This window comes from Kosakonia sp. N21 (assembly GCF_050587465.1).
Lineage (GTDB): Bacteria > Pseudomonadota > Gammaproteobacteria > Enterobacterales > Enterobacteriaceae.
Genome location: NZ_JBOBHR010000004.1, coordinates 263,254 through 282,616, shown reverse-complemented (window position 1 = coordinate 282,616; position 19,363 = coordinate 263,254). Strand labels below are relative to the sequence as shown.

The following is a 19,363-nucleotide window of genomic DNA, read 5'->3' as shown; positions in this document are numbered from 1 at the left end:
ATTGTGAACAAGCTGCTCTCTCCTCATGTTATGCCTTTCCGCGCGCTCATTGACGCGTGCTGGAAGGAAAAATATACCGCCGCCCGCTTTACCCGGGATCTGATCGCCGGGATAACGGTCGGGATTATTGCAATTCCCCTTGCGATGGCGTTGGCAATCGGGAGCGGCGTCGCGCCACAGTACGGACTCTATACGGCAGCCATTGCCGGTATCGTGATTGCGCTGAGCGGAGGTTCCCGCTACAGCGTTTCAGGCCCGACCGCCGCGTTCGTGGTGATCCTCTACCCGGTTTCGCAGCAGTTTGGCCTCGCGGGACTCCTGGTCGCGACATTGATGTCCGGCGTGTTTCTGATCCTCTTTGGTCTGGCGCGTTTTGGCCGCCTGATCGAATACATTCCGCTTTCCGTCACACTCGGCTTCACCTCCGGGATCGGTATCACCATTGCCACCATGCAGATCAAAGATTTTCTTGGCCTGCAACTGACGCACGTGCCGGAGCACTACTTGCAAAAAGTCGGCGCGCTGGTGATGGCGCTGCCCACCGTTAATGCTGGCGATGCCGCCATCGGCGTGGTCACGCTCGGAACACTGATCTTCTGGCCACGCCTGCGATTGCGCCTGCCGGGCCATTTGCCTGCGTTGCTGGCAGGCTGCGCAGTAATGCTGGTCGTTAACCTGCTCGGCGGCCATGTCGCAACTATCGGCTCACAATTTCACTACGTGCTGGCCGATGGCAGCCAGGGCAACGGCATTCCGCAACTGCTGCCGCAACTGGTGTTACCGTGGGATCTGCCGGGCTCTGCATTTACCCTGAGCTGGGATTCATTACGGGCGTTACTGCCAGCCGCGTTTTCGATGGCGATGCTGGGGGCAATTGAATCCCTGCTTTGCGCCGTGGTGCTGGATGGTATGACCGGCACCAAACACAAAGCCAACAGCGAGCTGATCGGCCAGGGTCTGGGCAACATCGTCGCCCCGTTCTTTGGCGGCATTACCGCGACCGCAGCGATTGCCCGTTCCGCCGCTAACGTTCGTGCCGGGGCAACATCCCCCATTGCGGCGGTTATCCACGCGCTGCTGGTGATCATGGCGCTGCTGGTGCTGGCTCCCCTGCTTTCCTGGCTACCGCTCTCGGCCATGGCGGCATTGCTGCTGATGGTGGCGTGGAACATGAGTGAGGCGCATAAGGTGATTGACCTGCTGCGCCGCGCACCGGCGGACGACATCATCGTGATGCTGCTCTGCATGTCGCTGACGGTACTGTTCGATATGGTTATCGCCATCAGTGTCGGCATCGTACTGGCCTCATTGCTGTTTATGCGCCGCATCGCACGCATGACTCACCTGGCGGCTGTCAATGTCGAGGTGCCGGAAGATGTGCTGGTGCTTCGCGTGATTGGTCCGCTGTTCTTCGCCGCTGCCGAAGGTGTGTTCAGCGATCTGGAAACGCGCATTGCGGGGAAACGCATCGTGGTACTGAAATGGGATGCAGTACCGGTGCTGGATGCTGGCGGGCTGGATGCTTTCCGCCGCTTTGTTGCCCGTCTGCCGGAAGGCACGGAGCTTCGCGTCAGCAATCTGGAGTTTCAGCCGCTGCGTACGCTGGCCCGCGCGGGTATTCAGCCGATTCCGGGCAGATTGGCTTTTTTCCCGAACCGCGACGCGGCGCTGGCCGATATTTGATGCCGATGCGCAACACTGCTTGCGCATTACCCAAAAAAACGGTTCCTGCGGGAACCGTTATCAATATGAGCGTCTGTTAGCTGTGGTTTTGCCGATCGCGACGGCAGCGTTTGTCATAGTGACGCACCCACCAGTACTTATCACACACCTGCTCATGGCCGCTGACGCGTGCCCCCGCAAGCCAGAGAACAGCCCCCAGGAAAATGCTCAGTACCGCGCCGTGTGCGAAAAATTGTGGCAGGTTAAGTTGCGGAAGCTGGTTTAAAATGGAGTATCCCACTCCAACAACCATCACCACGAGCCCCAACCCCATAAGCACATTACCGAGTAACGAAGCGTTTTTGCGTTTCATATGTCACCTCCGGAACGATGGGTTGGACGGGTATCACCCCAATCCTTGTGGATAAAGTATAGACAGCGACCTTTATAGCGGTTGCGGACGCGATCACAATTACACATATCCGACTAACATAAATTTACAAATAAGCCACTGAACTCGTTGAAATTCGAATGATTCATGAGAGCAATCATTAACATTCTTCGCGTTTCGTTGTGAGAATTTTGTCATCGCGCGCTGCACAACGTACACTACGCGCCGGACATTGATCTGGTCAGGAATAAAAAGTGACGATTAAACTGATTGTCGGGCTGGCGAACCCCGGCGCCGAATATGCCGCGACACGCCACAACGCAGGCGCCTGGTATGTGGATTTGCTGGCGGATCGCTCCCGCGCCCCGCTGCGCGACGAGCCGAAATTTTTTGGTTACACCTCGCGCATCAATCTGGCTGGCGAAGACGTACGCCTGCTGGTTCCCACGACGTTTATGAACCTCAGCGGGAAAGCCGTCGCGGCAATGGCGACGTTTTATCGCATTAACCCGGACGAAATTCTGGTCGCGCACGATGAGCTTGATCTGCCGCCCGGCGTGGCGAAGTTTAAACTCGGCGGCGGCCACGGCGGTCATAACGGCCTGAAGGACATTATCAGCAAACTGGGGAATAACCCCAATTTTCACCGCTTACGCGTGGGAATCGGCCATCCGGGCGATAAAAACAAAGTTGTCGGCTTTGTACTGGGTAAACCGCCGGTTTCCGAACAGAAGCTGATCGACGAAGCCGTAGACGAAGCGGTGCGTTGTACCGAGATCTGGCTGAAAGACGGTTTAACCAAAGCCACTAACCGCCTGCACGCCTTCAAGGCGCAGTAACCGTGCGCTGCGGCTTTTTTGCCGCGCGTTACAGCGGTTACGTGTATAATAGGCAAAGTTATTCACTTTTCTGCAATCCGTTTTTAGTAACGGGTTGATTATCAAGAGATTAAGGTAATTACATCATGGGATTCAAATGCGGTATCGTTGGCCTGCCCAACGTAGGTAAATCCACCCTGTTCAATGCGCTCACCAAAGCCGGTATTGAAGCGGCTAACTTCCCGTTCTGTACCATTGAGCCGAACACCGGTGTCGTACCGATGCCCGATCCGCGTCTGGACAAGCTGGCGGAAATCGTCAAGCCGCAGCGTATTCTGCCAACCACCATGGAGTTTGTGGATATCGCCGGTCTGGTAAAAGGCGCATCCAAAGGTGAAGGCTTGGGTAACCAGTTCCTGACCAACATCCGTGAAACCGAAGCCATCGGCCACGTTGTGCGCTGCTTTGAAAACGACAACATCATCCACGTAAACAACAAAGTGGATCCGGCTGAAGATATTGACGTTATCAATACCGAGCTGGCGCTCGCCGATCTGGACACCTGCGAACGCGCAATTCATCGCGTGCAGAAGAAAGCCAAAGGCGGCGATAAAGATGCAAAAGCCGAGCTGGCCGCACTGGAAAAATGCCTGCCGCAGCTCGAAAATGCCGGCATGCTGCGTTCGCTGGATCTGACGGATGAAGACAAAGCGGCAATCCGCTACCTGAGCTTCCTGACGCTGAAACCGACCATGTACATTGCTAACGTCAATGAAGATGGTTTTGAGAACAACCCGTATCTGGATCAGGTGCGTGAAATCGCTGCCAAAGAAGGTTCTGTTGTGGTTGCCGTCTGTGCCGCAGTAGAGTCCGACATCGCCGAGCTGGACGATGCCGATCGTGACGAGTTTATGGCAGAACTGGGTCTGGAAGAGCCGGGACTGAACCGTGTGATTCGCGCCGGTTACGAACTGCTGAACCTGCAAACCTACTTCACTGCCGGTGTGAAAGAAGTCCGCGCGTGGACCATCCCGGTTGGTGCAACCGCGCCGCAAGCGGCGGGTAAAATCCACACTGATTTCGAAAAAGGTTTTATTCGCGCGCAGACCATCGCCTATGAAGACTTTATTACTTACAAAGGCGAGCAAGGCGCGAAAGAAGCCGGCAAAATGCGTTCAGAAGGTAAAGACTATATCGTCAAAGATGGCGACGTCATGAACTTCCTGTTTAACGTCTAAATTGCTTTTTTGGTTTATGAGGTTTCACCCGGCCTCATAAAAGCCACTAAAATCCACGCCATTGCGTGGATTTTTTTGCCATAAAGATGCGGTGAACCGCTAAAACACAGCCGAAGCGAAATAACGCATTATCGCAGTAATGACTTTAGCAGCTCTTATGCTCACAACCACACCAGGCGATAAAAAAACCGGCACCCGCCCTCTGCAACTGTGTTATTGGTAATCATACTATACAGATAATATTAACTTTATTTATATTTAACAAATCACCTCAATAAACAGCACTATATTAAAGACGGAAGCCATACTGGTCAGAATGTATTTTTATTGATGTTAATCATCTTTGCACGAAGCAGTTTCTATTTTTTAACGTTTATCGCGGTTAACAAATGATGTACGCTCGTGCGAATCATCGATATGTTCTATCCAAAACTTATGTATTGAATATTTTGCTCTGCGCATTATTTTAAGCAGGAGGTGCTTATGTTGCCTGGCGAACTGGTTATAAGATTAAATCAGCATATGAATATGGAATTTCGTGCTGCAAGTCTCTACATTGCAAAGAGTTCGTGGTTTATTGAAAAAGGTCTGACAGATATTGCACAACAGTTCAGATTGCTGGCGCAGATAGCCGTTACGACGACATTGAAATTTTACGAGTTTCTCACGAATAACCAGAGCGCCCCTTTTCTGAATACCGATATACCAGCTATCAGTGAAGCGGAACAGGAGTGGCAAACGGTCACCCAGGCGATATTTTTCGACTTTAACCAGCGAACAGACAGCCTCTCCGGGCTGGAAAGTCTCGCGATGGCGAGGACGAATTTATTGACGAGCGTCTTCATTATACGCATCAGAGAGTTTCATCAGGATGAGGCACAATCACTGCTGACGATATTGAAAGAGATCAATATGAATGATGCTGTTACGCCAGATTATGCGGATGATGATCTTTTAAGGATCGATTAGCATCAACGCCAGCAGCCGTACAGCATGAGCATGTGTACATCGCAGCGGCACAGATTTGAACGGCGCGCCCGCAAGACCAGGCGCGCCATCGTTTATCAGAACGTTTCCCAGTCGTTTTCACTGCCTTCTGCGTTTTGCGCAGATGACGTTCTGCCCCCTTTACTCACCGGTGCAGAGGGTGCCTGCTTCGATGAGAATGACTTACCGCCAAGATCGAAAACAGCGATGGTTTTGGCTAAATGCTGGGCTTCCATCTCCAGCGCTTCCGCACTGGTCGAGGCTTCCTGCACCAGAACAGCGTTCTGTTGCGTCACACCATCCATTTCGTTCATCGCTATCCCAATCTGGCTTATCCCCCGGCTTTGCTCATCCGAGGCGATGGATATTTCCCCCATCAGAGCGTTCACCTGTGTAACGGAATGGATAATGGTTTCCATCGCCTCACCGGCCGTCGTCACCAGCGCTGAACCGGCTTTCACACGAGAGACCGATTCACTGATCAGGGCTTCGATTTCTTTCGCCGCCTGCGCGCTCCGCTGCGCCAGAGAACGAACCTCGCTGGCGACCACGGCAAAGCCGCGCCCTTGTTCGCCCGCCCGCGCAGCTTCCACTGCCGCGTTGAGCGCGAGGATGTTGGTCTGGAATGAGATACTGTTAATTACCCCTGTGATATCAGATATTTTCTGCGAACTCTCTGAAATACTCTCCATGGTATCCACCACCTTGCCCGTCAGATCGCCCCCCTCTTTGGCGATATGCTGTGTCTCTTCGGAAAGCTTTCTCGCCTGCTGAACGTTTTCAGCGTTGTTTTTCACGGTGGAGGTCAACTCTTCCATACTGGCGGACGTCTGCTGTAACGCAGCAGCTTGCTGGTCAGTTCGCGCCGACAATTGCTCGTTCCCCTCACGGATACGGCTGGTACTGGCATACAGGCTGGAAGAGGTGTCCTGGATAGCCGACACAGTTTCACGCAGGCTATTCTGCATGCTGCGGATATAGGGAATTAACTGACCGGCGCAGTTACGACCAAAATCGTTAATCTCGACATGCAATTTGCCCGCTTTTAATACCTCAAGGTGATTTTTAATGTAATTAAGCGGCGCTGTCAGGAAGGTTACCAGGTAGCGGTCTGTCAGGAAAAGCGTAAGGATCCCCGCCACCAGGGCGCTAAGCAGTATGATTCTGTTCTGTGCGATGGATTCATTTGCCCGATCCAGCATGACGTTGGATTGAATCGCTTTGGTATATTTCTCCGCCGTTTCACCGAACTTAACGCTTAACGGCGGATAAGTATTGCGGAAAATCTGTCGGAACTGATCCTGCTGGTTATTGCGGGCAGCATCAAGCATAGGCGTAATGGCGGACAGCAACGCCTCCCAGTCGTTGATCATCGCCGCAGAGAGTTCAGGGCTGACATCGACATGCTGGGCATTGCGAAACTGCGAGAGCATATCCTGGCTGATTTTTAGCGCTTTCTCTGAAGAAGCAAACGTTTTCGCGGCATCGTCAGTTTTACCGTCCTGCTGAAAATCCATTGCCCTCAGCATACGCGTTACCGAACGGAAATATTGATCGTTACCTTTGACCAGCAGAGCATACGTCGCCTTTTGCTGTGAACTGTTTTCCAGCAGTATCTGCGTATCCGAAAAATTTTTCAGTGTTAATCCCGTGGCTACCCCCCAAATCAAGGTAAAAATCGATAAAATAATCAACAACATCTTTCTTATGGTGATATCTCTAAGCAGTTTCATTCGTCACTCCAGGCTGCGGTATTTGATGGACGTATTCTTATTGTTAAATGCATAAAGCTGGCTCTTATTGGCATGTGAGAACTGAAAAAAATGCTTATACACAGAAAAGTATTCAACTCCGATGGCTTATTGCCGCTCGCTCCTTAAGGAAATGCTTAACAAACAATAATTAAGAAATCCCCGGAGAAGGGCCGGGGCAATGCCAGCCTGACACCGATGTTATCGGCTTGAGTAAAAAGATGATTAGCTGTTCAGTGAATAAATTTGATAGCGATCAAGCAAGTAAATGACTTTTATCTTTGATAGTTATTCTTATCTTAATTAACGTGCAAGCGGTAATGCGCACTTCGCGCTTCACCGCACTGCAATAGATAAATTTTGTTAATGTAATACTGCACCCCGCGAATATTCATTGCGGGGCGACAGGTGGGATTATTTAATCGTTGCCAGACCGTTTGCGATATCGCGACGGCGGCCGTTATCAGCAATTTCGCGACCAGAGCGAGTGCCTTAAGCGCTCTTTCCAGATACGTTTTCGCTTCGTCTGTTTTTTTTCTTTTAGCAGAAAATCACCATAGAAATAATAGGGATCAATACCATCGGGGTTGATCGTGAGCGTTTTTTTTAGCATCTCGTCAGCGTTGTCTTTATCGCCAAAACCTACCGGCCAGCCGGAAACCAGCATTAAGTTTGATAAACAGGCGTTCCATAGCACCAAAGCGGTATCGCTTTTGCTCCGTTTCAAGCATCCGGACAATCCGCGCGGCAACAAAACCGGGAGAATCCATGCCATTACCCAGTTTACGGTTCATGGCATACACATCTTCATTGTTCAGCACCGTTTCCGTTGCCCGTGGAGCGGCATACAAAACGGAAATACCGCTGCCCTGCAACTCCCGCCCCAGGGCTTCGGAGAAACGATGAATAGCCGCTTTCGTTGCGCAGTAAACGCTCCAGGCAGGATGTCCAATTTCGCCGAAGATCGAACCAATGTTGAGGACAATGCCGCCAGAGTTAATTCTCGGCAGCAATGCGCGTGTCAGCAATGCCGGTATTTCAATGTTGGTGCGGATCTGCTCGCGAATATCCTCAAACGAGTGCGGCTCAAATGACGCGAAATGGCTGCATCCCGCGTTGTTAATCAGGATGTCCAGCTTGCCACTCTCATTGAATGACGAGGCTAAAGCGCCAATTTCGTCATCAGAATAGGTCTGCATTACCGCGATATTATGCTGTTCCGGATGAGGCAGATGCTGCCGGAGGAGCTGCATTGCCTGTTCATTGCGCCCGACAAGGCAGAGTTTCGCGCCTTTTTTTGCCAGCGCCTGCGCTAACGCCTGACCGATCCCGCCCCCCGCTCCGGTGAGCAGAACAGTTTTGTTAGTCAGATCCACGTGTATTGCTCCCCGGTTGATTAAGCATCTGTCCATAAGCAAAGTGCAGCATACATCACGCGTTCCACAGGCATGGCAATCCGTGAGGACAGCAGTGTTTCCACCGGTTCATCGAGATAATGTTCAAAATAGAATGCCCCCTGCAGGGCGGTCTGGATGCCACAGTCGGCGTAACCTCACCACGTGAATCATACAAACCAGGCAGCCAGGGCATACAAGCGGAAAGCGTGGCATGGTAAACCTGAGAATAGCTTTCACGAATCAACAGGGAAATATCATTGCGTTCGCGACCGCCAGGTAACCATTTCAGCGTGTAAGGCGACATTATTCTCATATAATAACCTCAGAGGGAACAATATCATCATCGCGCGCTATTATTAGGCCAACCTTAAGATAAATAATTCCTGGAACACTAATTTTCTTAATATATCTTAATATTCAAAACCCATAGCCTGGTAATATTTTTTATCGGTATAAACTGACAATGATTTATTTCCCAGTGCGGTAAGGCAGTGCCTGTCGATGCCCTACTGCACGTCATTCTGAGATATTCGTCACATCGCAAAACCGGAAGCGCTGAGCTCTTTGTCTATCCAACTCAGGAAGACTTTGACCTTCTCTTTCTGCTCGTTAACATGCGGTAAAACGAAGTGATGCGCCGCCACCGGCATACCGTAAACCTGCTCAAATACCGGCACCAGATTATGCTGCCGCAGATAGTCATCGGCGAGCAGATTGCTTTCGAGGATAATCCCCATTCCCATTCTGGCGGCTTCGATGCTCATATAGGAACGGTCAAAACTAAAGTAATAATTTTTGTCATGATTTTCCACACCATACCAGGAAAGCCATGTGTTCCAGTTTATTAACGTACTGTCGGAGTGAATCAACTCATAACGCAATAAATCCGCAGGGGTGTTGATGGATTTTCCTTCCAGATAATCGCGTGAGGCAAAGGGGATCAGGTTCTCATTTTTAATGGTGTGCACATTCAGGATTGGCCATTGCGGCAGACCATGACGAATATCGATATCCAGATTGTCCCGCGAGAATTGCAGGTTTTCATACGAGCAGGTCAGACTTATTTTCAGGTCAGGATATTGCTGTCTGAATTTATTCAGGCGGCGCATTAACCACAGCAAACCAAAACTGGGCGCAGAGTGAATACGCAAGTGCTCGTGGTGAATATCATTAATTACCTGATCGGTCGCCCGTCCAATAATACTCACAGCGCCAGAAACTTCTTTTAGATATTTTTCACCTATATGCGTAAGCACAACCCCTTTACCACTGCGAATTAACAGCTTTTTCCCGATGAATTGTTCAAGACTGGAAAGCTGATGACTCACCGCGGAAGCGGTAATATTCATCAATTCGGCAGCCTGATTAATGCTTCCGACATTAGCAACTTCAATAAAAGTTTGAATATTACGTAACGACGGTATCGGCAACACTTTTCTGGGGTTTGCTTTTATCATTTGCGTACTCTTCCTCAAGACATTTGCCTCATTTCATACCGATCCTGGCAACAACGTCTGAACAGTTAACAGGAATACCCCGCAAAAACGCTAATTTTATCAAAGGGCACTTCTGTTTTGTGACGCAGATTAAATTTTCACCCCGTGATTATAAAAAGCCTGCTTTTCGCAGGGAGTTATTTGCGTTAACTCACGAATCAAATTTTTCTCAACATCAATTGAGCTTTTTTGCATGCCTTGAATTCTTACGGGTGAGTATATTGCATGCGAAGGCCTGAAAATAACCGTGATCGCTGTATCCGGCATGTACCCTTAAGCTAAAAGAAAGATAAGAGGAAACCCCTATGTCCCGTATAGATAGCCTTGTCTGTACCGGTGCCAAAAAAACAAACTATCGCTTTGTGGTGCTGGCGATTATATTCTCGGTATATGCAATAAATTATGCCGACCGAACAAATATTGGCGCCGTTCTTCCGTTTATTATTCAAGAGTTTCATATCAATAATTTCGAAGCCGGGGCCATTGCCAGTATGTTCTTTCTCGGTTATGCCGTGAGCCAGATCCCTGCCGGTTTCTTTATTGCTAAGCGCGGTACTCGCGGCCTGGTCGCCCTGTCAATATTTGGCTTTTCCGCCTTTACGTGGCTGATGGGCACGGTCAGCTCGGTTTTCGGCTTAAAACTGGTGCGGCTGGGCCTTGGATTAAGCGAAGGCCCTTGCCCGGTTGGCCTTGCCTCGACCATTAACAACTGGTTCCCGGCGAAGGAAAAAGCCACGGCAACAGGCGTGTACATTGCTGCCACCATGTTTGCCCCTATTATCGTACCGCCGCTGGCGGTGTGGATTGCCATGACCTGGGGCTGGCGCTGGGTCTTCTACTCCTTTGCCATTCCCGGCATTGTGATCGCTGTTATCTGGTATCTGTTCGTTAAATCACGTCCGGCAGAGAGCGGGTTTGTTTCCGAAGGCGAGCTATCGGTTATCAACGCGGACACCAATGAACAGCAACAGGTGCGGGAAAATATCTGCCGGGATGCAAAATTCACCACGCTGGACAAAATTATCCGGGTCAGAAAACTGGCGCCGATTAGTACAGTAAAAGGACTGTTTACGTCCAAAAATATCCTTGGCGACTGCCTGGCCTATTTTATGATGGTCAGTGTGTTATATGGCCTGTTGACCTGGATCCCCCTCTATCTGGTTAAAGAAAAAGGGTTTGACTTTATGCGCATGGGGTTGGTCGCCAGTATGCCATGCATCGGTGGATTTGTGGGGGCGATTGGCGGCGGATTTATTTCCGATAAATTATTGGGGCGTCGACGTAAACCCACCATGATATTTACCGCAATTTCCACGGTCATCATGATGATTATTATGTTGAACATTCCGCAAAATACGCTAGCTGTCTGTACTGGTTTATTTTTTGTCGGACTCTGTCTCAATATCGGCTGGCCTGCCTTCACCGCATACGGTATGGCCGTCTCCGACAGCAAAACCTATCCCATTGCATCGTCCATTATTAACAGCGGCGGTAATCTTGGCGGTTTTGTTTCCCCGATGGTGGCGGGTTTCCTATTAGATGTCACCGGCAGTTTTAATTCTGTATTTATCTATTTCGGCACCTGCGCTGCCATCGGTTTAATCATTATTTTGACACTTGACGAAGCACAATAACGCTTATATTCGAATCCTTTACATGTAACGGAGTAAATTATGTTGTTAAAAGACAAAGTCGCCATTATTACTGGCGCGGCTTCCCCACGCGGTTTAGGTTTTGCTACGGCTAAGCTGTTCGCCGAAAACGGTGCGAAGGTCGTGATTATTGATTTAGATGAAGAGGCCAGCAAAACCGCTGCTGCAACGCTCGGCTCGCCACACACCGGCCTTGCGGCAAATGTCGCCAATGAAATTCAGGTGCAGGCGGCAATTGAGCAAGTTATTGCCAAATATGGGCGCATTGACGTGCTGGTGAATAACGCCGGGATCACCCAGCCGATAAAACTGATGGACATTAAGCGTGAAAATTATGACGCCGTGCTGGATGTCAGTCTGCGCGGAACATTAATCATGTCACAGGCGGTGATCCCGACCTTGCGGGCACAACGCTCCGGCAGCATTGTCTGCATCTCATCGGTTTCCGCCCAACGTGGCGGCGGTATCTTCGGTGGCCCGCATTACAGTGCGGCGAAAGCGGGCGTGCTGGGCCTGACCCGCGCCATGGCGCGTGAGCTTGGCCCCGATAATATCCGCGTGAATGCCATCACTCCGGGTCTGATTCAGACCGATATCACCGCCGGAAAACTGACCGACCAGATGCGCGAAAACATTCTGGCCGGGATCCCGATGAACCGCCTTGGTGATGCGGTTGATATCGCCCGCGCGGCGCTGTTCCTCGGCAGCGACCTCTCCTCTTACTCAACGGGTATCACGCTGGATGTTAACGGCGGGATGTTAATTCACTAAGAGGAAACCATCATGACGAACAGAGATATCCAGAAGGTTGCCGCCGCAGCCTGGCGCATCCGTCGCTACGCCCTGCGCATGGGCGAGGTTCAGGGACAGGGTTATATCGGGCAGGCGCTGGGTTATGCCGATGTCCTCGGTACCGCCTTCGCCCACATCATGAATTTCCGCCCGGAGGAACCGGAGTGGGAAGAGCGTGATCGTTTCCTGCTTTCCCACGGTCATTACGCCATCGCCTATTACGCCGCGCTGATTGAAGCAGGGATCATCCCTCATGAGGAGCTGGAAACCTACGGATCTGACGACAGCCGCCTGCCAATGTCTGGTATGGCGACCTATACGCCAGCAATGGAGATTTCCGGCGGTTCGCTGGGCCAGGGGTTGAGCATTGCGGTTGGTATGGCGCTGGGCCTGCGGCAGAAAAATAATCCGGCGCTGGTGATTAACTCCATGTCGGATGGCGAGCTGGACGAAGGTTCAACCTGGGAAGCGGCGATGTCTGCCGCACATTACGGGCTGACCAACCTTATCAATGTCGTTGATGTGAACAAACAGCAGGCCGACGGCGACTCACGCAAAATTCTGGGGTTCGAACCCCTGCAGGATAAGTGGGCCTCGTTTGGCTGGTACGTTCAGCGCATCGACGGCAACGACCTGCCCGCCGTCATTACGGCTTTTGAAAACGCCAAACGTTTCCCGGGAAACCAACCGCGCGTGATCCTCTGCGACACACTAATGGGGAAAGGCGTTCCTTTCCTGGAAAGCCGCGACAAAAACCATTTTATCCGTGTTGATGCCGACGAATGGCAACAAGCCCTTGCCGTACTGGATGCCACAAAACCGGAAGGAGTGCTGTAATGAACCAGACCACAGCGGGAACGCCCCGCTTAAAAACATCCGCGATGATTGCGTCAATTGCCGATGAAGGCCAGGCGACGATCCCCGCGCCCTTTGGCGTCGCCCTGTCTAAACTGGCGGCAGAACGCCCGGACATCGTCGGCATGACTGCGGACCTGTCGAAATACACCGATTTGCATATTTTTGCGCAGGCATTTCCGGCGCGCTTCTTCCAGATGGGGATGGCAGAACAGTTGCTGATGGGCGCGGCAGGCGGTATGGCCAAAGAGGGTTTCACCCCTTTCGTGACCACCTATGCGGCGTTCGCCAGCCGACGCGCTTATGACTTTATTCACCAGGTGATTGCGGAAGAGCATCTGAATGTGAAAGTGTGCGCGGCGTTGCCCGGGCTGACCACCGGATACGGTCCAAGCCATCAGGCCACGGAAGATCTGGCGATTATGCGCGGCATTCCCGGCCTGACTATCGTTGACCCCTGCGATGCGCTCGATACCGACCAGGCAGTACGGGCCATCGCCGAACATAATGGGCCGGTCTATATGCGTTTGTTGCGGGGCAAGGTTCCGCTGGTGCTGGATAAATACGATTACACCTTCCAGCTCGGCAAGGCGGCGCTGCTGGAAGATGGCAATGATGTACTGATTATCGCTTCCGGCATCATGACCATGCGTGCCCTGGAAACCGCAGAAAAACTGCGTCAGGACAATATCAGCGTGGCGGTGCTTCATGTGCCGACAATCAAACCGCTGGATGAGCAGACCATTTTGGCGCAAGCGGCGAAACCGGGTCGCCTGGTGATCACCGCCGAAAACCACACCTGCGTGGGCGGTCTGAGTGAAGCCGTTGCCGCCTTGCTGATGCGCCAGGGCGTGCGTTGTGAGTTTGATGTTGTGTCGCTGCCGGATGCCTTTCTCGATGCCGGCGCACTGCCAACCCTGCACGACCGCTACGGCATTTCCACCCGTGCGATGGTGGAGAAAATCAAATATCGTCTTAAATAACCGTCGCGCCGCCGCAGGGCGGCGCATTTCTTCCCGTAAGCCGCGCACGCCAATAAGCCATAACACTTCGCCATTGATGAACCCGGCTCATTAGCTCTAGCTTGCTGCCCTACTTATTCCGCCACCGCCCCTCCGTTATGCTTTTCAGATACCACACTGAAAGGATAAAGGCATGCAAACCGTAACACTGAATAATGGCATCACCATGCCCTTGCTGGGCTTTGGCGTCTTTCAGATGACCGATCCCGCCGAATGCGAACGTGCGGTCCTTGATGCTCTCGAAACGGGTTATCGCCTGATTGATACCGCGGCGTCCTACCAGAATGAGACCCAGGTCGGCAATGCGCTGAAGCACAGCGGCATCGCACGCAACGAGCTGTTTGTCACTACTAAACTGTGGTTACAGGACACCCATTATGACGGCGCAAAAGCGCAGTTCGAACGCTCGCTCAATCGCCTGCAACTCGATTACGTTGATCTCTACCTGATTCATCAGCCTTATGGCGATGTTCATGGTGCATGGCGCGCCATGGAAGAGCTGTACCAGGCCGGGAAAATCCGCGCCATTGGCGTGAGCAACTTCCACCCGGACAGGCTGGCCGATCTTATGGCCTTCAATACCGTCATTCCGGCGGTAAACCAGGTCGAAGTTAACCCGTTCACTCAGCAGCTCCATGCCGCACCGTGGATGAAAAGCCGCGGTATCCAGCCAGAAGCCTGGGCACCTTTTGCCGAAGGGAGAAACGGCTTATTCCAGCATCCCGTATTAACCGCGATCGGTGAAAAACAGGGCAAGAGCCCAGGTCAGGTGGTACTGCGATGGCTCTTCCAGCGCGGCATTGTTTCGCTGGCAAAAACAGTACTTAAGGCACGGATGGTCGAGAATTTCGACATCCTCGACTTCCAACTGAACGCCGATGACATGCGGAATATAACTGCGCTCGACACCATGACCAGCGCCTTCTTTTCTCATCGCGACCCTGCGATGGTGGAGTGGCTGACCGGCCGGAAACTGGATGTTTAATAACATGACAAATAAGGAGTCGCGCAATGCAAAAACGCTATCTCGGTAAGTCCGGGCTTGAAGTCTCGGCAATGGGTCTTGGCTGCATGGGGCTGAGCTTTGGTTACGGCCCGGCAACGCGTACCCACGAGGCTATCGAATTGATTCGCGCTGCCGTTGAACGTGGCGTCACCTTTTTTGATACCGCGGAAGTGTATGGCCCCTGGCTGAATGAAGAGGTGGTCGGCGAGGCGTTAAAACCGTTTCGCGACCGGGTGGTTATCGCCACCAAATTTGGTTTTACCTTTGGCGACGACAACAAACAGCAGATTTTAAACAGCCGCCCGGAGCATATCCGCAACGCGCTGGAAGGTTCGCTGCGGCGGCTCAAAACGGAGGTGATAGATCTGCTGTATCAGCACCGAGTCGATCCTGATGTCCCTATTGAAGAGGTTGCAGGCACGGTACAGACGCTGATTGCTGAAGGCAAGGTCAGGCATTTCGGCCTGTCCGAAGCCGGGGCGCAAACTATCCGTCGGGCGCACAGCGTCCAGCCGGTGACGGCCCTGCAGAGCGAGTATTCAATGTGGTGGCGCGAACCGGAGCAAGAAATCTTGCCGCTGTTGGAAGAACTGGGAATAGGTTTTGTGCCCTTCAGTCCGTTAGGAAAAGGCTTTCTGACGGGCGCGATCAAAGCCGGGACCACATTTGGCGACGACGATTTCCGCAGCAAAGTGCCGCGTTTCGCTGCTGATGCCCTTGAAGCCAACGAAAAACTGGTCATTCTGCTGGGTGAACTGGCGGCTGAAAAAGAAGCCACCTCTGCGCAAATTGCACTGGCATGGCTGCTGGCGCAAAAACCGTGGATTGTCCCCATCCCCGGCACCACAAAACTGCATCGGCTGGAGGAAAACCTGAACGCCACAGAGATCAGCCTTTCTGACGCTGAATTGCGCAGGATAACCCAGTCCCTCGAAACGGTGAAAATCACTGGCGAGCGTTACCCGGCAGCGCTTCAGGCACGGGTAGGTCGTTAGGTTCTGAACTGGCTTGCAACGTACAGCAAGCCAGTCAGATTGGCGAAAAACGCTACAACCAGCGACCGGTTTTGTTGCTGTACGTTTCCCATTCCCGGCCAAACAGGCGGTGCATCGCCGCCTCCTCAACCTGAATATGCAACACGGAGATCAGAGCAATCAGCACAGGCGTAGCCAGCACGCCCGCAATGCTGCCCAACAGTATCGCTGCGCTGAGATGAAGACCCACAAACCCCAGGTAAACCGGATTGCGCGTAAAGGCGTAGCACCCCTTCGTGAGCAGGGTTGTCGTTTTATCCGCGTGAAGTGCATTGAACGTTGTCTGGTGGCGAACCAGTTGCCGCAGCCCCGTAATCACAAGATACAGGCTCAGCAGCCCGATCCCGACCGCCAGACATAACGATAACGACAACGCCAATAAACTGCGCAGATCGGTTATTGCAGGCCAGCTCGCCAACAGATCAAACAGCAGGAAAATAACCAGCAACACCGGAGGAAGAAGTAATGCTCTGAGCCTGTGGTGAAGGGTGGTCATCGTGATCATGACAGCGCTAAGACTCCGGGGTTATATCGTCTCATCGAGCGAGGCTTTTAACCGCACAACCGCTTCTTTCAGGTTCGCCTCCGAGACGCTCACGTAGGACATACGCAGCGTGGAATGATCTGGCTCGTTGCAGTAAAAGAACTCACCGGGAACATAAACAACGCCGTTATTCAGCGTTTTTTGCAGCCACTGTGTGGTATTCAGTTCGTATTTAAACCTTGCCCATAAAAACATACCGCCCATCGGCTTATGGAACGTCAGATGGTCGCCCAGCGCTTTTTCAAGGTGCTGAGATAACGTCTGGCATTTCTGTTTATAGGCATCGCGGATCAGGGCAATTTGCCCGGCCAGCCGCCCCGTCTGTAAATAGTGCCAGGTTAAGGACTGCGATAACGCGCTGGTATGCAAGTCCGTCGCCTGCTTAAGAATGACCACCTGCCGTTTCAGCCACCCCGGCAATACCAGCCAACCGACCCGGGTTCCCGGTGCCAGGATTTTTGAAAAGGTGGAGGTATAAATCACGTTGTCGCTGTTATCCATCGCCTCGGCCCAGGCTTTGAGCGGTGTGAAGGTTTTATCAGTGAAGTTAATTTCGCCGTACGGATCATCTTCGATAATGACAAAATCGTAGCGCTTCGATAATTCCACCAGTTGCTTACGACGGTGCTCAGCCAGCGTCACGCCGCCGGGATTGCCAAACGTCGGGACGATATACACCGCCTTCACCACCGTGGTCTTCACCAGCGCCTCAAGCTCGTCAATGTTCATCCCGTCGCCGTCAGTGCCAACCGACATCAGATTCGCTTCCGCTAACTGAAAAATCTGCAACGCCGCGAGATACGTTGGTCGCTCGACCACCACCACATCGCCGGGATTGATCAGCGCACGCGCCAGAATATCCAACGATTGCTGAGAGCCGGACGTCACAACCACATCATCCACATCACAGTGAATTTTCCGTTTGCTCAGCAACTGGCAAATGGCCTCACGCAACGCCGGGCTACCCTCGCTCAGACCGTACTGAAACGCCTCTCTCCAGCCACTGGAAAGCACATTATCCATCGCGATTTGCAGCCCTTCGCGGTCGAACAGGTCGGGGTCAGGAATGCCTCCGCCAAGCGAAATAACCCCGTCCATTTTGCTGTGTTTTAATAATTCCCGGATTGCCGATGACTGAAGATTTTGTACTTTTCTGGCAATTTTACTGTGCGACATCTTCCGCTACCCTTTACCCTTTTTTGTTGTCTCTCAGTCTTAGTACCACATGTCCGGGTTTTTGATAATCATTTTCTGTACGCCGATAATAGCCTGCCGGGCATCGCGAATATGATGAAAATAAAGAAGAATGGCGACACCAACCTGTTTTTATTCACGTAAAGGCGTCGCGTTTATTAACCCGAAATGCTTTGACCAGGAAGAGACCTAACGAACTGTCAGGTACATAGCAGAACGTTAATCAGATTCACGACCCGGTATGCACAGCGACATTGCAAAAAGTCATTTTTCACCGGCGTTGTTCTGCAAATTGTCCCGCCCGATCCCGCCAATAAACGGTAGCTGTAAGCGTAGCGGTGTAAAATCCAGTCCCACATTCAGCTCCAGCACGTTACGACCGATACAGGCAATAAAGGTATTGCTGTTCGGCCCCGGCCAGGTATGGTAGGTCTGCGGCCATGGATAAGTGCGGATGGCCGCTTCAATCTGATATGCAGAGCATCACTCTCTTCTGACCGGCAAGCAGAAATGGCTACAGTTACGCATCTCTTTCAGCTTACCCTTCGGCCGGAATAATCGAGATATGCCCGCTGCGCTCCAGAATCGCATATTTTATTTTACCTAATTCGGTGATCCCCTGACTCTGGCGCGCGGCGACCAAAATATCATCGCAGGAGACATCCACCTTTTGCAGTTTATCCGTTAGCGGAATGCCGTTTTCCACCAGAATGACCGGCATGCCGTCCATTACCGCCTCCGCGCCGGAGATATATTTTTTCATCAATCCAAACAGAATATCGGCCGTCACCAGCGTAATGATCGTCAGCATGGCGCCAGTAACAGAAAAGTCATTCCCCAATAATGCCTGCTGCGTCGCCTCACTGATGATCAATAATAATATCAAATCGAAACTGGTCATCTGTAACAGCGCACGACGACCCGCCACTTTAAAAACCAGCAGCAAAATAAGATAAATGGCCAGCGCTCTCAGTACCATCTCCATATTCTTCTCCTAAGGGAAAATAAACTGCCAGAAACGGGTTTCAGGCTCATCATTGACCTTTACCGTGTTGACGGCTTTGCCCGGCATGGAGGGGGTTACGTACACCCGGACACTGAAATCACGCTTATCGGCAACGTCGTGATAGACAAGATAAAGCGTCTGCCCCTGACTGAACATGCGATCCGGTTGCGGCCACACGCTACCCGGCTGGAAACGTTCACTGAACGCGCCGCCGATGCTGAAGACATAATTATCGGCGGCCAGCGATTGCGGGGAAATTTTCACTCTGAACTCATTTTGCAGGCGACCAAAGCGTTCATATTCCACTTTTAACGAGTGCGTGCGATTCATTGTCGTTGCCGAACTGATATAGCCACCGGAAAAAAGCCCCATCAATGCAGCCACAATAATGCTCAACAACAGAACAAACCCAACCCGTCGAAACGTCGATTCAACATTAAGCGCCCGCACATTTTCTTTCACACCGGGAAGCCGCTCATTATTGCACCCCATCTGTCACCTCACCGTTTCGCTGATTA

19 protein-coding genes and 1 pseudogene are annotated in these 19,363 nt (G+C 51.9%); 10 read left to right on the top strand and 10 right to left on the bottom strand.

Annotated elements, in window-relative coordinates; translation table 11 throughout:
• Window positions 1-3 precede the first annotated feature (3 nt).
• A complete protein-coding gene (gene dauA, locus ACQ3G7_RS11580) occupies window positions 4-1,683 on the top strand; it encodes a C4-dicarboxylic acid transporter DauA (RefSeq protein ID WP_430889908.1) in 1,680 nt (559 codons plus the stop codon).
• 76 nt (window positions 1,684-1,759) lie between these two features.
• On the opposite strand, the gene ychH is transcribed toward dauA, so the two are convergent.
• Window positions 1,760-2,035 carry a stress-induced protein YchH gene (gene ychH, locus ACQ3G7_RS11575; RefSeq protein ID WP_061496334.1) on the bottom strand — a complete coding sequence of 92 codons (276 nt, stop codon included), beginning with the start codon at window positions 2,033-2,035 and terminating at the stop codon, window positions 1,760-1,762.
• Between the two features lie 272 nt (window positions 2,036-2,307).
• On the opposite strand from ychH, the gene pth reads away from it, so the two are divergent.
• From pth to ACQ3G7_RS11560, 3 genes are all read left to right on the top strand, one after another.
• Window positions 2,308-2,892: an aminoacyl-tRNA hydrolase gene (pth, locus tag ACQ3G7_RS11570; protein WP_263100625.1), complete on the top strand. Its 585-nt coding sequence runs from the start codon at window positions 2,308-2,310 to the stop codon at window positions 2,890-2,892.
• A gap of 125 nt (window positions 2,893-3,017) precedes the next feature.
• Window positions 3,018-4,109 (top strand): redox-regulated ATPase YchF, encoded by a 1,092-nt coding sequence (gene ychF, locus ACQ3G7_RS11565; RefSeq protein ID WP_263100624.1) that lies wholly within the window; start codon window positions 3,018-3,020, stop codon window positions 4,107-4,109.
• Between the two features lie 483 nt (window positions 4,110-4,592).
• The gene (locus ACQ3G7_RS11560; RefSeq protein WP_430889907.1) at window positions 4,593-5,078 is read left to right on the top strand and encodes a ferritin-like domain-containing protein; all 486 of its coding nucleotides are present in this window, start codon (window positions 4,593-4,595) and stop codon (window positions 5,076-5,078) included.
• 95 nt (window positions 5,079-5,173) lie between these two features.
• On the opposite strand, the gene ACQ3G7_RS11555 is transcribed toward ACQ3G7_RS11560, so the two are convergent.
• The 4 genes from ACQ3G7_RS11555 to ACQ3G7_RS11540 form a co-directional block, all read right to left on the bottom strand.
• Window positions 5,174-6,829: a methyl-accepting chemotaxis protein gene (locus ACQ3G7_RS11555; protein WP_430889906.1), complete on the bottom strand. Its 1,656-nt coding sequence runs from the start codon at window positions 6,827-6,829 to the stop codon at window positions 5,174-5,176.
• A gap of 647 nt (window positions 6,830-7,476) precedes the next feature.
• The gene (locus tag ACQ3G7_RS11550) at window positions 7,477-8,223 is read right to left on the bottom strand and encodes an SDR family oxidoreductase (RefSeq protein ID WP_430889905.1); all 747 of its coding nucleotides are present in this window, start codon (window positions 8,221-8,223) and stop codon (window positions 7,477-7,479) included.
• 20 nt (window positions 8,224-8,243) lie between these two features.
• Window positions 8,244-8,369 (bottom strand): hypothetical protein, encoded by a 126-nt coding sequence (locus ACQ3G7_RS11545; RefSeq protein ID WP_430890129.1) that lies wholly within the window; start codon window positions 8,367-8,369, stop codon window positions 8,244-8,246.
• A 408-nt stretch (window positions 8,370-8,777) separates the two neighbouring features.
• Window positions 8,778-9,701 (bottom strand): LysR substrate-binding domain-containing protein, encoded by a 924-nt coding sequence (locus ACQ3G7_RS11540; RefSeq protein WP_430889904.1) that lies wholly within the window; start codon window positions 9,699-9,701, stop codon window positions 8,778-8,780.
• Window positions 9,702-10,045: 344 nt separating this feature from the next.
• Here ACQ3G7_RS11540 and ACQ3G7_RS11535 point away from each other — a divergent pair, with 344 nt between their 5' ends.
• The 6 genes from ACQ3G7_RS11535 to ACQ3G7_RS11510 all read left to right on the top strand — a co-directional run bounded on the left by ACQ3G7_RS11535 (window position 10,046) and on the right by ACQ3G7_RS11510 (window position 16,062).
• On the top strand, window positions 10,046-11,374 hold the full coding sequence (locus tag ACQ3G7_RS11535; RefSeq protein WP_430889903.1) for an MFS transporter: 1,329 nt from the start codon (window positions 10,046-10,048) through the stop codon (window positions 11,372-11,374).
• 39 nt (window positions 11,375-11,413) lie between these two features.
• Complete coding sequence (locus ACQ3G7_RS11530; RefSeq protein ID WP_430889902.1) at window positions 11,414-12,163, top strand: SDR family NAD(P)-dependent oxidoreductase; 750 nt, start codon at window positions 11,414-11,416, stop codon at window positions 12,161-12,163.
• Window positions 12,164-12,175: 12 nt separating this feature from the next.
• Entirely contained in the window at window positions 12,176-13,021 is an 846-nt protein-coding gene (locus ACQ3G7_RS11525) for a transketolase (RefSeq protein ID WP_430889901.1), read from the top strand.
• A complete protein-coding gene (locus ACQ3G7_RS11520) occupies window positions 13,021-14,022 on the top strand; it encodes a transketolase family protein (protein WP_263100612.1) in 1,002 nt (333 codons plus the stop codon). Before ACQ3G7_RS11525 ends, ACQ3G7_RS11520 begins: the two co-directional genes overlap by 1 nt.
• Window positions 14,023-14,194: 172 nt before the next feature.
• A complete protein-coding gene (locus ACQ3G7_RS11515; protein WP_430889900.1) occupies window positions 14,195-15,046 on the top strand; it encodes an aldo/keto reductase in 852 nt (283 codons plus the stop codon).
• Between the two features lie 26 nt (window positions 15,047-15,072).
• Window positions 15,073-16,062 (top strand): aldo/keto reductase, encoded by a 990-nt coding sequence (locus ACQ3G7_RS11510; protein ID WP_430889899.1) that lies wholly within the window; start codon window positions 15,073-15,075, stop codon window positions 16,060-16,062.
• A gap of 52 nt (window positions 16,063-16,114) precedes the next feature.
• Here ACQ3G7_RS11510 and ACQ3G7_RS11505 read toward each other — a convergent pair whose 3' ends face one another.
• From ACQ3G7_RS11505 to ACQ3G7_RS11485, 5 genes and pseudogenes are all read right to left on the bottom strand, one after another.
• Window positions 16,115-16,606, bottom strand: a complete 492-nt coding sequence (locus ACQ3G7_RS11505; RefSeq protein ID WP_430889898.1) for a methyltransferase family protein — start codon at window positions 16,604-16,606, stop codon at window positions 16,115-16,117.
• 21 nt (window positions 16,607-16,627) lie between these two features.
• Window positions 16,628-17,821, bottom strand: coding sequence for an aminotransferase-like domain-containing protein (locus ACQ3G7_RS11500; RefSeq protein ID WP_430889897.1), 1,194 nt, complete (start codon window positions 17,819-17,821; stop codon window positions 16,628-16,630).
• A gap of 282 nt (window positions 17,822-18,103) precedes the next feature.
• Window positions 18,104-18,310 (bottom strand): annotated as a pseudogene (locus ACQ3G7_RS11495) (DUF3750 domain-containing protein); the annotation flags it as partial.
• Window positions 18,311-18,377: 67 nt separating this feature from the next.
• Window positions 18,378-18,824: a DUF421 domain-containing protein gene (locus ACQ3G7_RS11490; RefSeq protein ID WP_430889896.1), complete on the bottom strand. Its 447-nt coding sequence runs from the start codon at window positions 18,822-18,824 to the stop codon at window positions 18,378-18,380.
• 9 nt (window positions 18,825-18,833) lie between these two features.
• Window positions 18,834-19,337: a hypothetical protein gene (locus ACQ3G7_RS11485; RefSeq protein ID WP_430889895.1), complete on the bottom strand. Its 504-nt coding sequence runs from the start codon at window positions 19,335-19,337 to the stop codon at window positions 18,834-18,836.
• Between the last annotated feature and the right edge of the window lie 26 nt (window positions 19,338-19,363).

Coding starts and splice junctions, on each gene's coding strand:
- ychH (WP_061496334.1), bottom strand. CDS start 2,035: ATGAAACGCAAAAACGCTTCGTTACTCGGTAATGTGCTTATGGGGTTG.
- ychF (WP_263100624.1), top strand. CDS start 3,018: ATGGGATTCAAATGCGGTATCGTTGGCCTGCCCAACGTAGGTAAATCC.
- ACQ3G7_RS11560 (WP_430889907.1), top strand. CDS start 4,593: ATGTTGCCTGGCGAACTGGTTATAAGATTAAATCAGCATATGAATATG.
- ACQ3G7_RS11555 (WP_430889906.1), bottom strand. CDS start 6,829: ATGAAACTGCTTAGAGATATCACCATAAGAAAGATGTTGTTGATTATT.
- ACQ3G7_RS11540 (WP_430889904.1), bottom strand. CDS start 9,701: ATGATAAAAGCAAACCCCAGAAAAGTGTTGCCGATACCGTCGTTACGT.
- ACQ3G7_RS11535 (WP_430889903.1), top strand. CDS start 10,046: ATGTCCCGTATAGATAGCCTTGTCTGTACCGGTGCCAAAAAAACAAAC.
- ACQ3G7_RS11530 (WP_430889902.1), top strand. CDS start 11,414: ATGTTGTTAAAAGACAAAGTCGCCATTATTACTGGCGCGGCTTCCCCA.
- ACQ3G7_RS11525 (WP_430889901.1), top strand. CDS start 12,176: ATGACGAACAGAGATATCCAGAAGGTTGCCGCCGCAGCCTGGCGCATC.
- ACQ3G7_RS11520 (WP_263100612.1), top strand. CDS start 13,021: ATGAACCAGACCACAGCGGGAACGCCCCGCTTAAAAACATCCGCGATG.
- ACQ3G7_RS11515 (WP_430889900.1), top strand. CDS start 14,195: ATGCAAACCGTAACACTGAATAATGGCATCACCATGCCCTTGCTGGGC.
- ACQ3G7_RS11510 (WP_430889899.1), top strand. CDS start 15,073: ATGCAAAAACGCTATCTCGGTAAGTCCGGGCTTGAAGTCTCGGCAATG.
- ACQ3G7_RS11505 (WP_430889898.1), bottom strand. CDS start 16,606: ATGATCACGATGACCACCCTTCACCACAGGCTCAGAGCATTACTTCTT.
- ACQ3G7_RS11500 (WP_430889897.1), bottom strand. CDS start 17,821: ATGTCGCACAGTAAAATTGCCAGAAAAGTACAAAATCTTCAGTCATCG.
- ACQ3G7_RS11490 (WP_430889896.1), bottom strand. CDS start 18,824: ATGGAGATGGTACTGAGAGCGCTGGCCATTTATCTTATTTTGCTGCTG.
- ACQ3G7_RS11485 (WP_430889895.1), bottom strand. CDS start 19,337: ATGGGGTGCAATAATGAGCGGCTTCCCGGTGTGAAAGAAAATGTGCGG.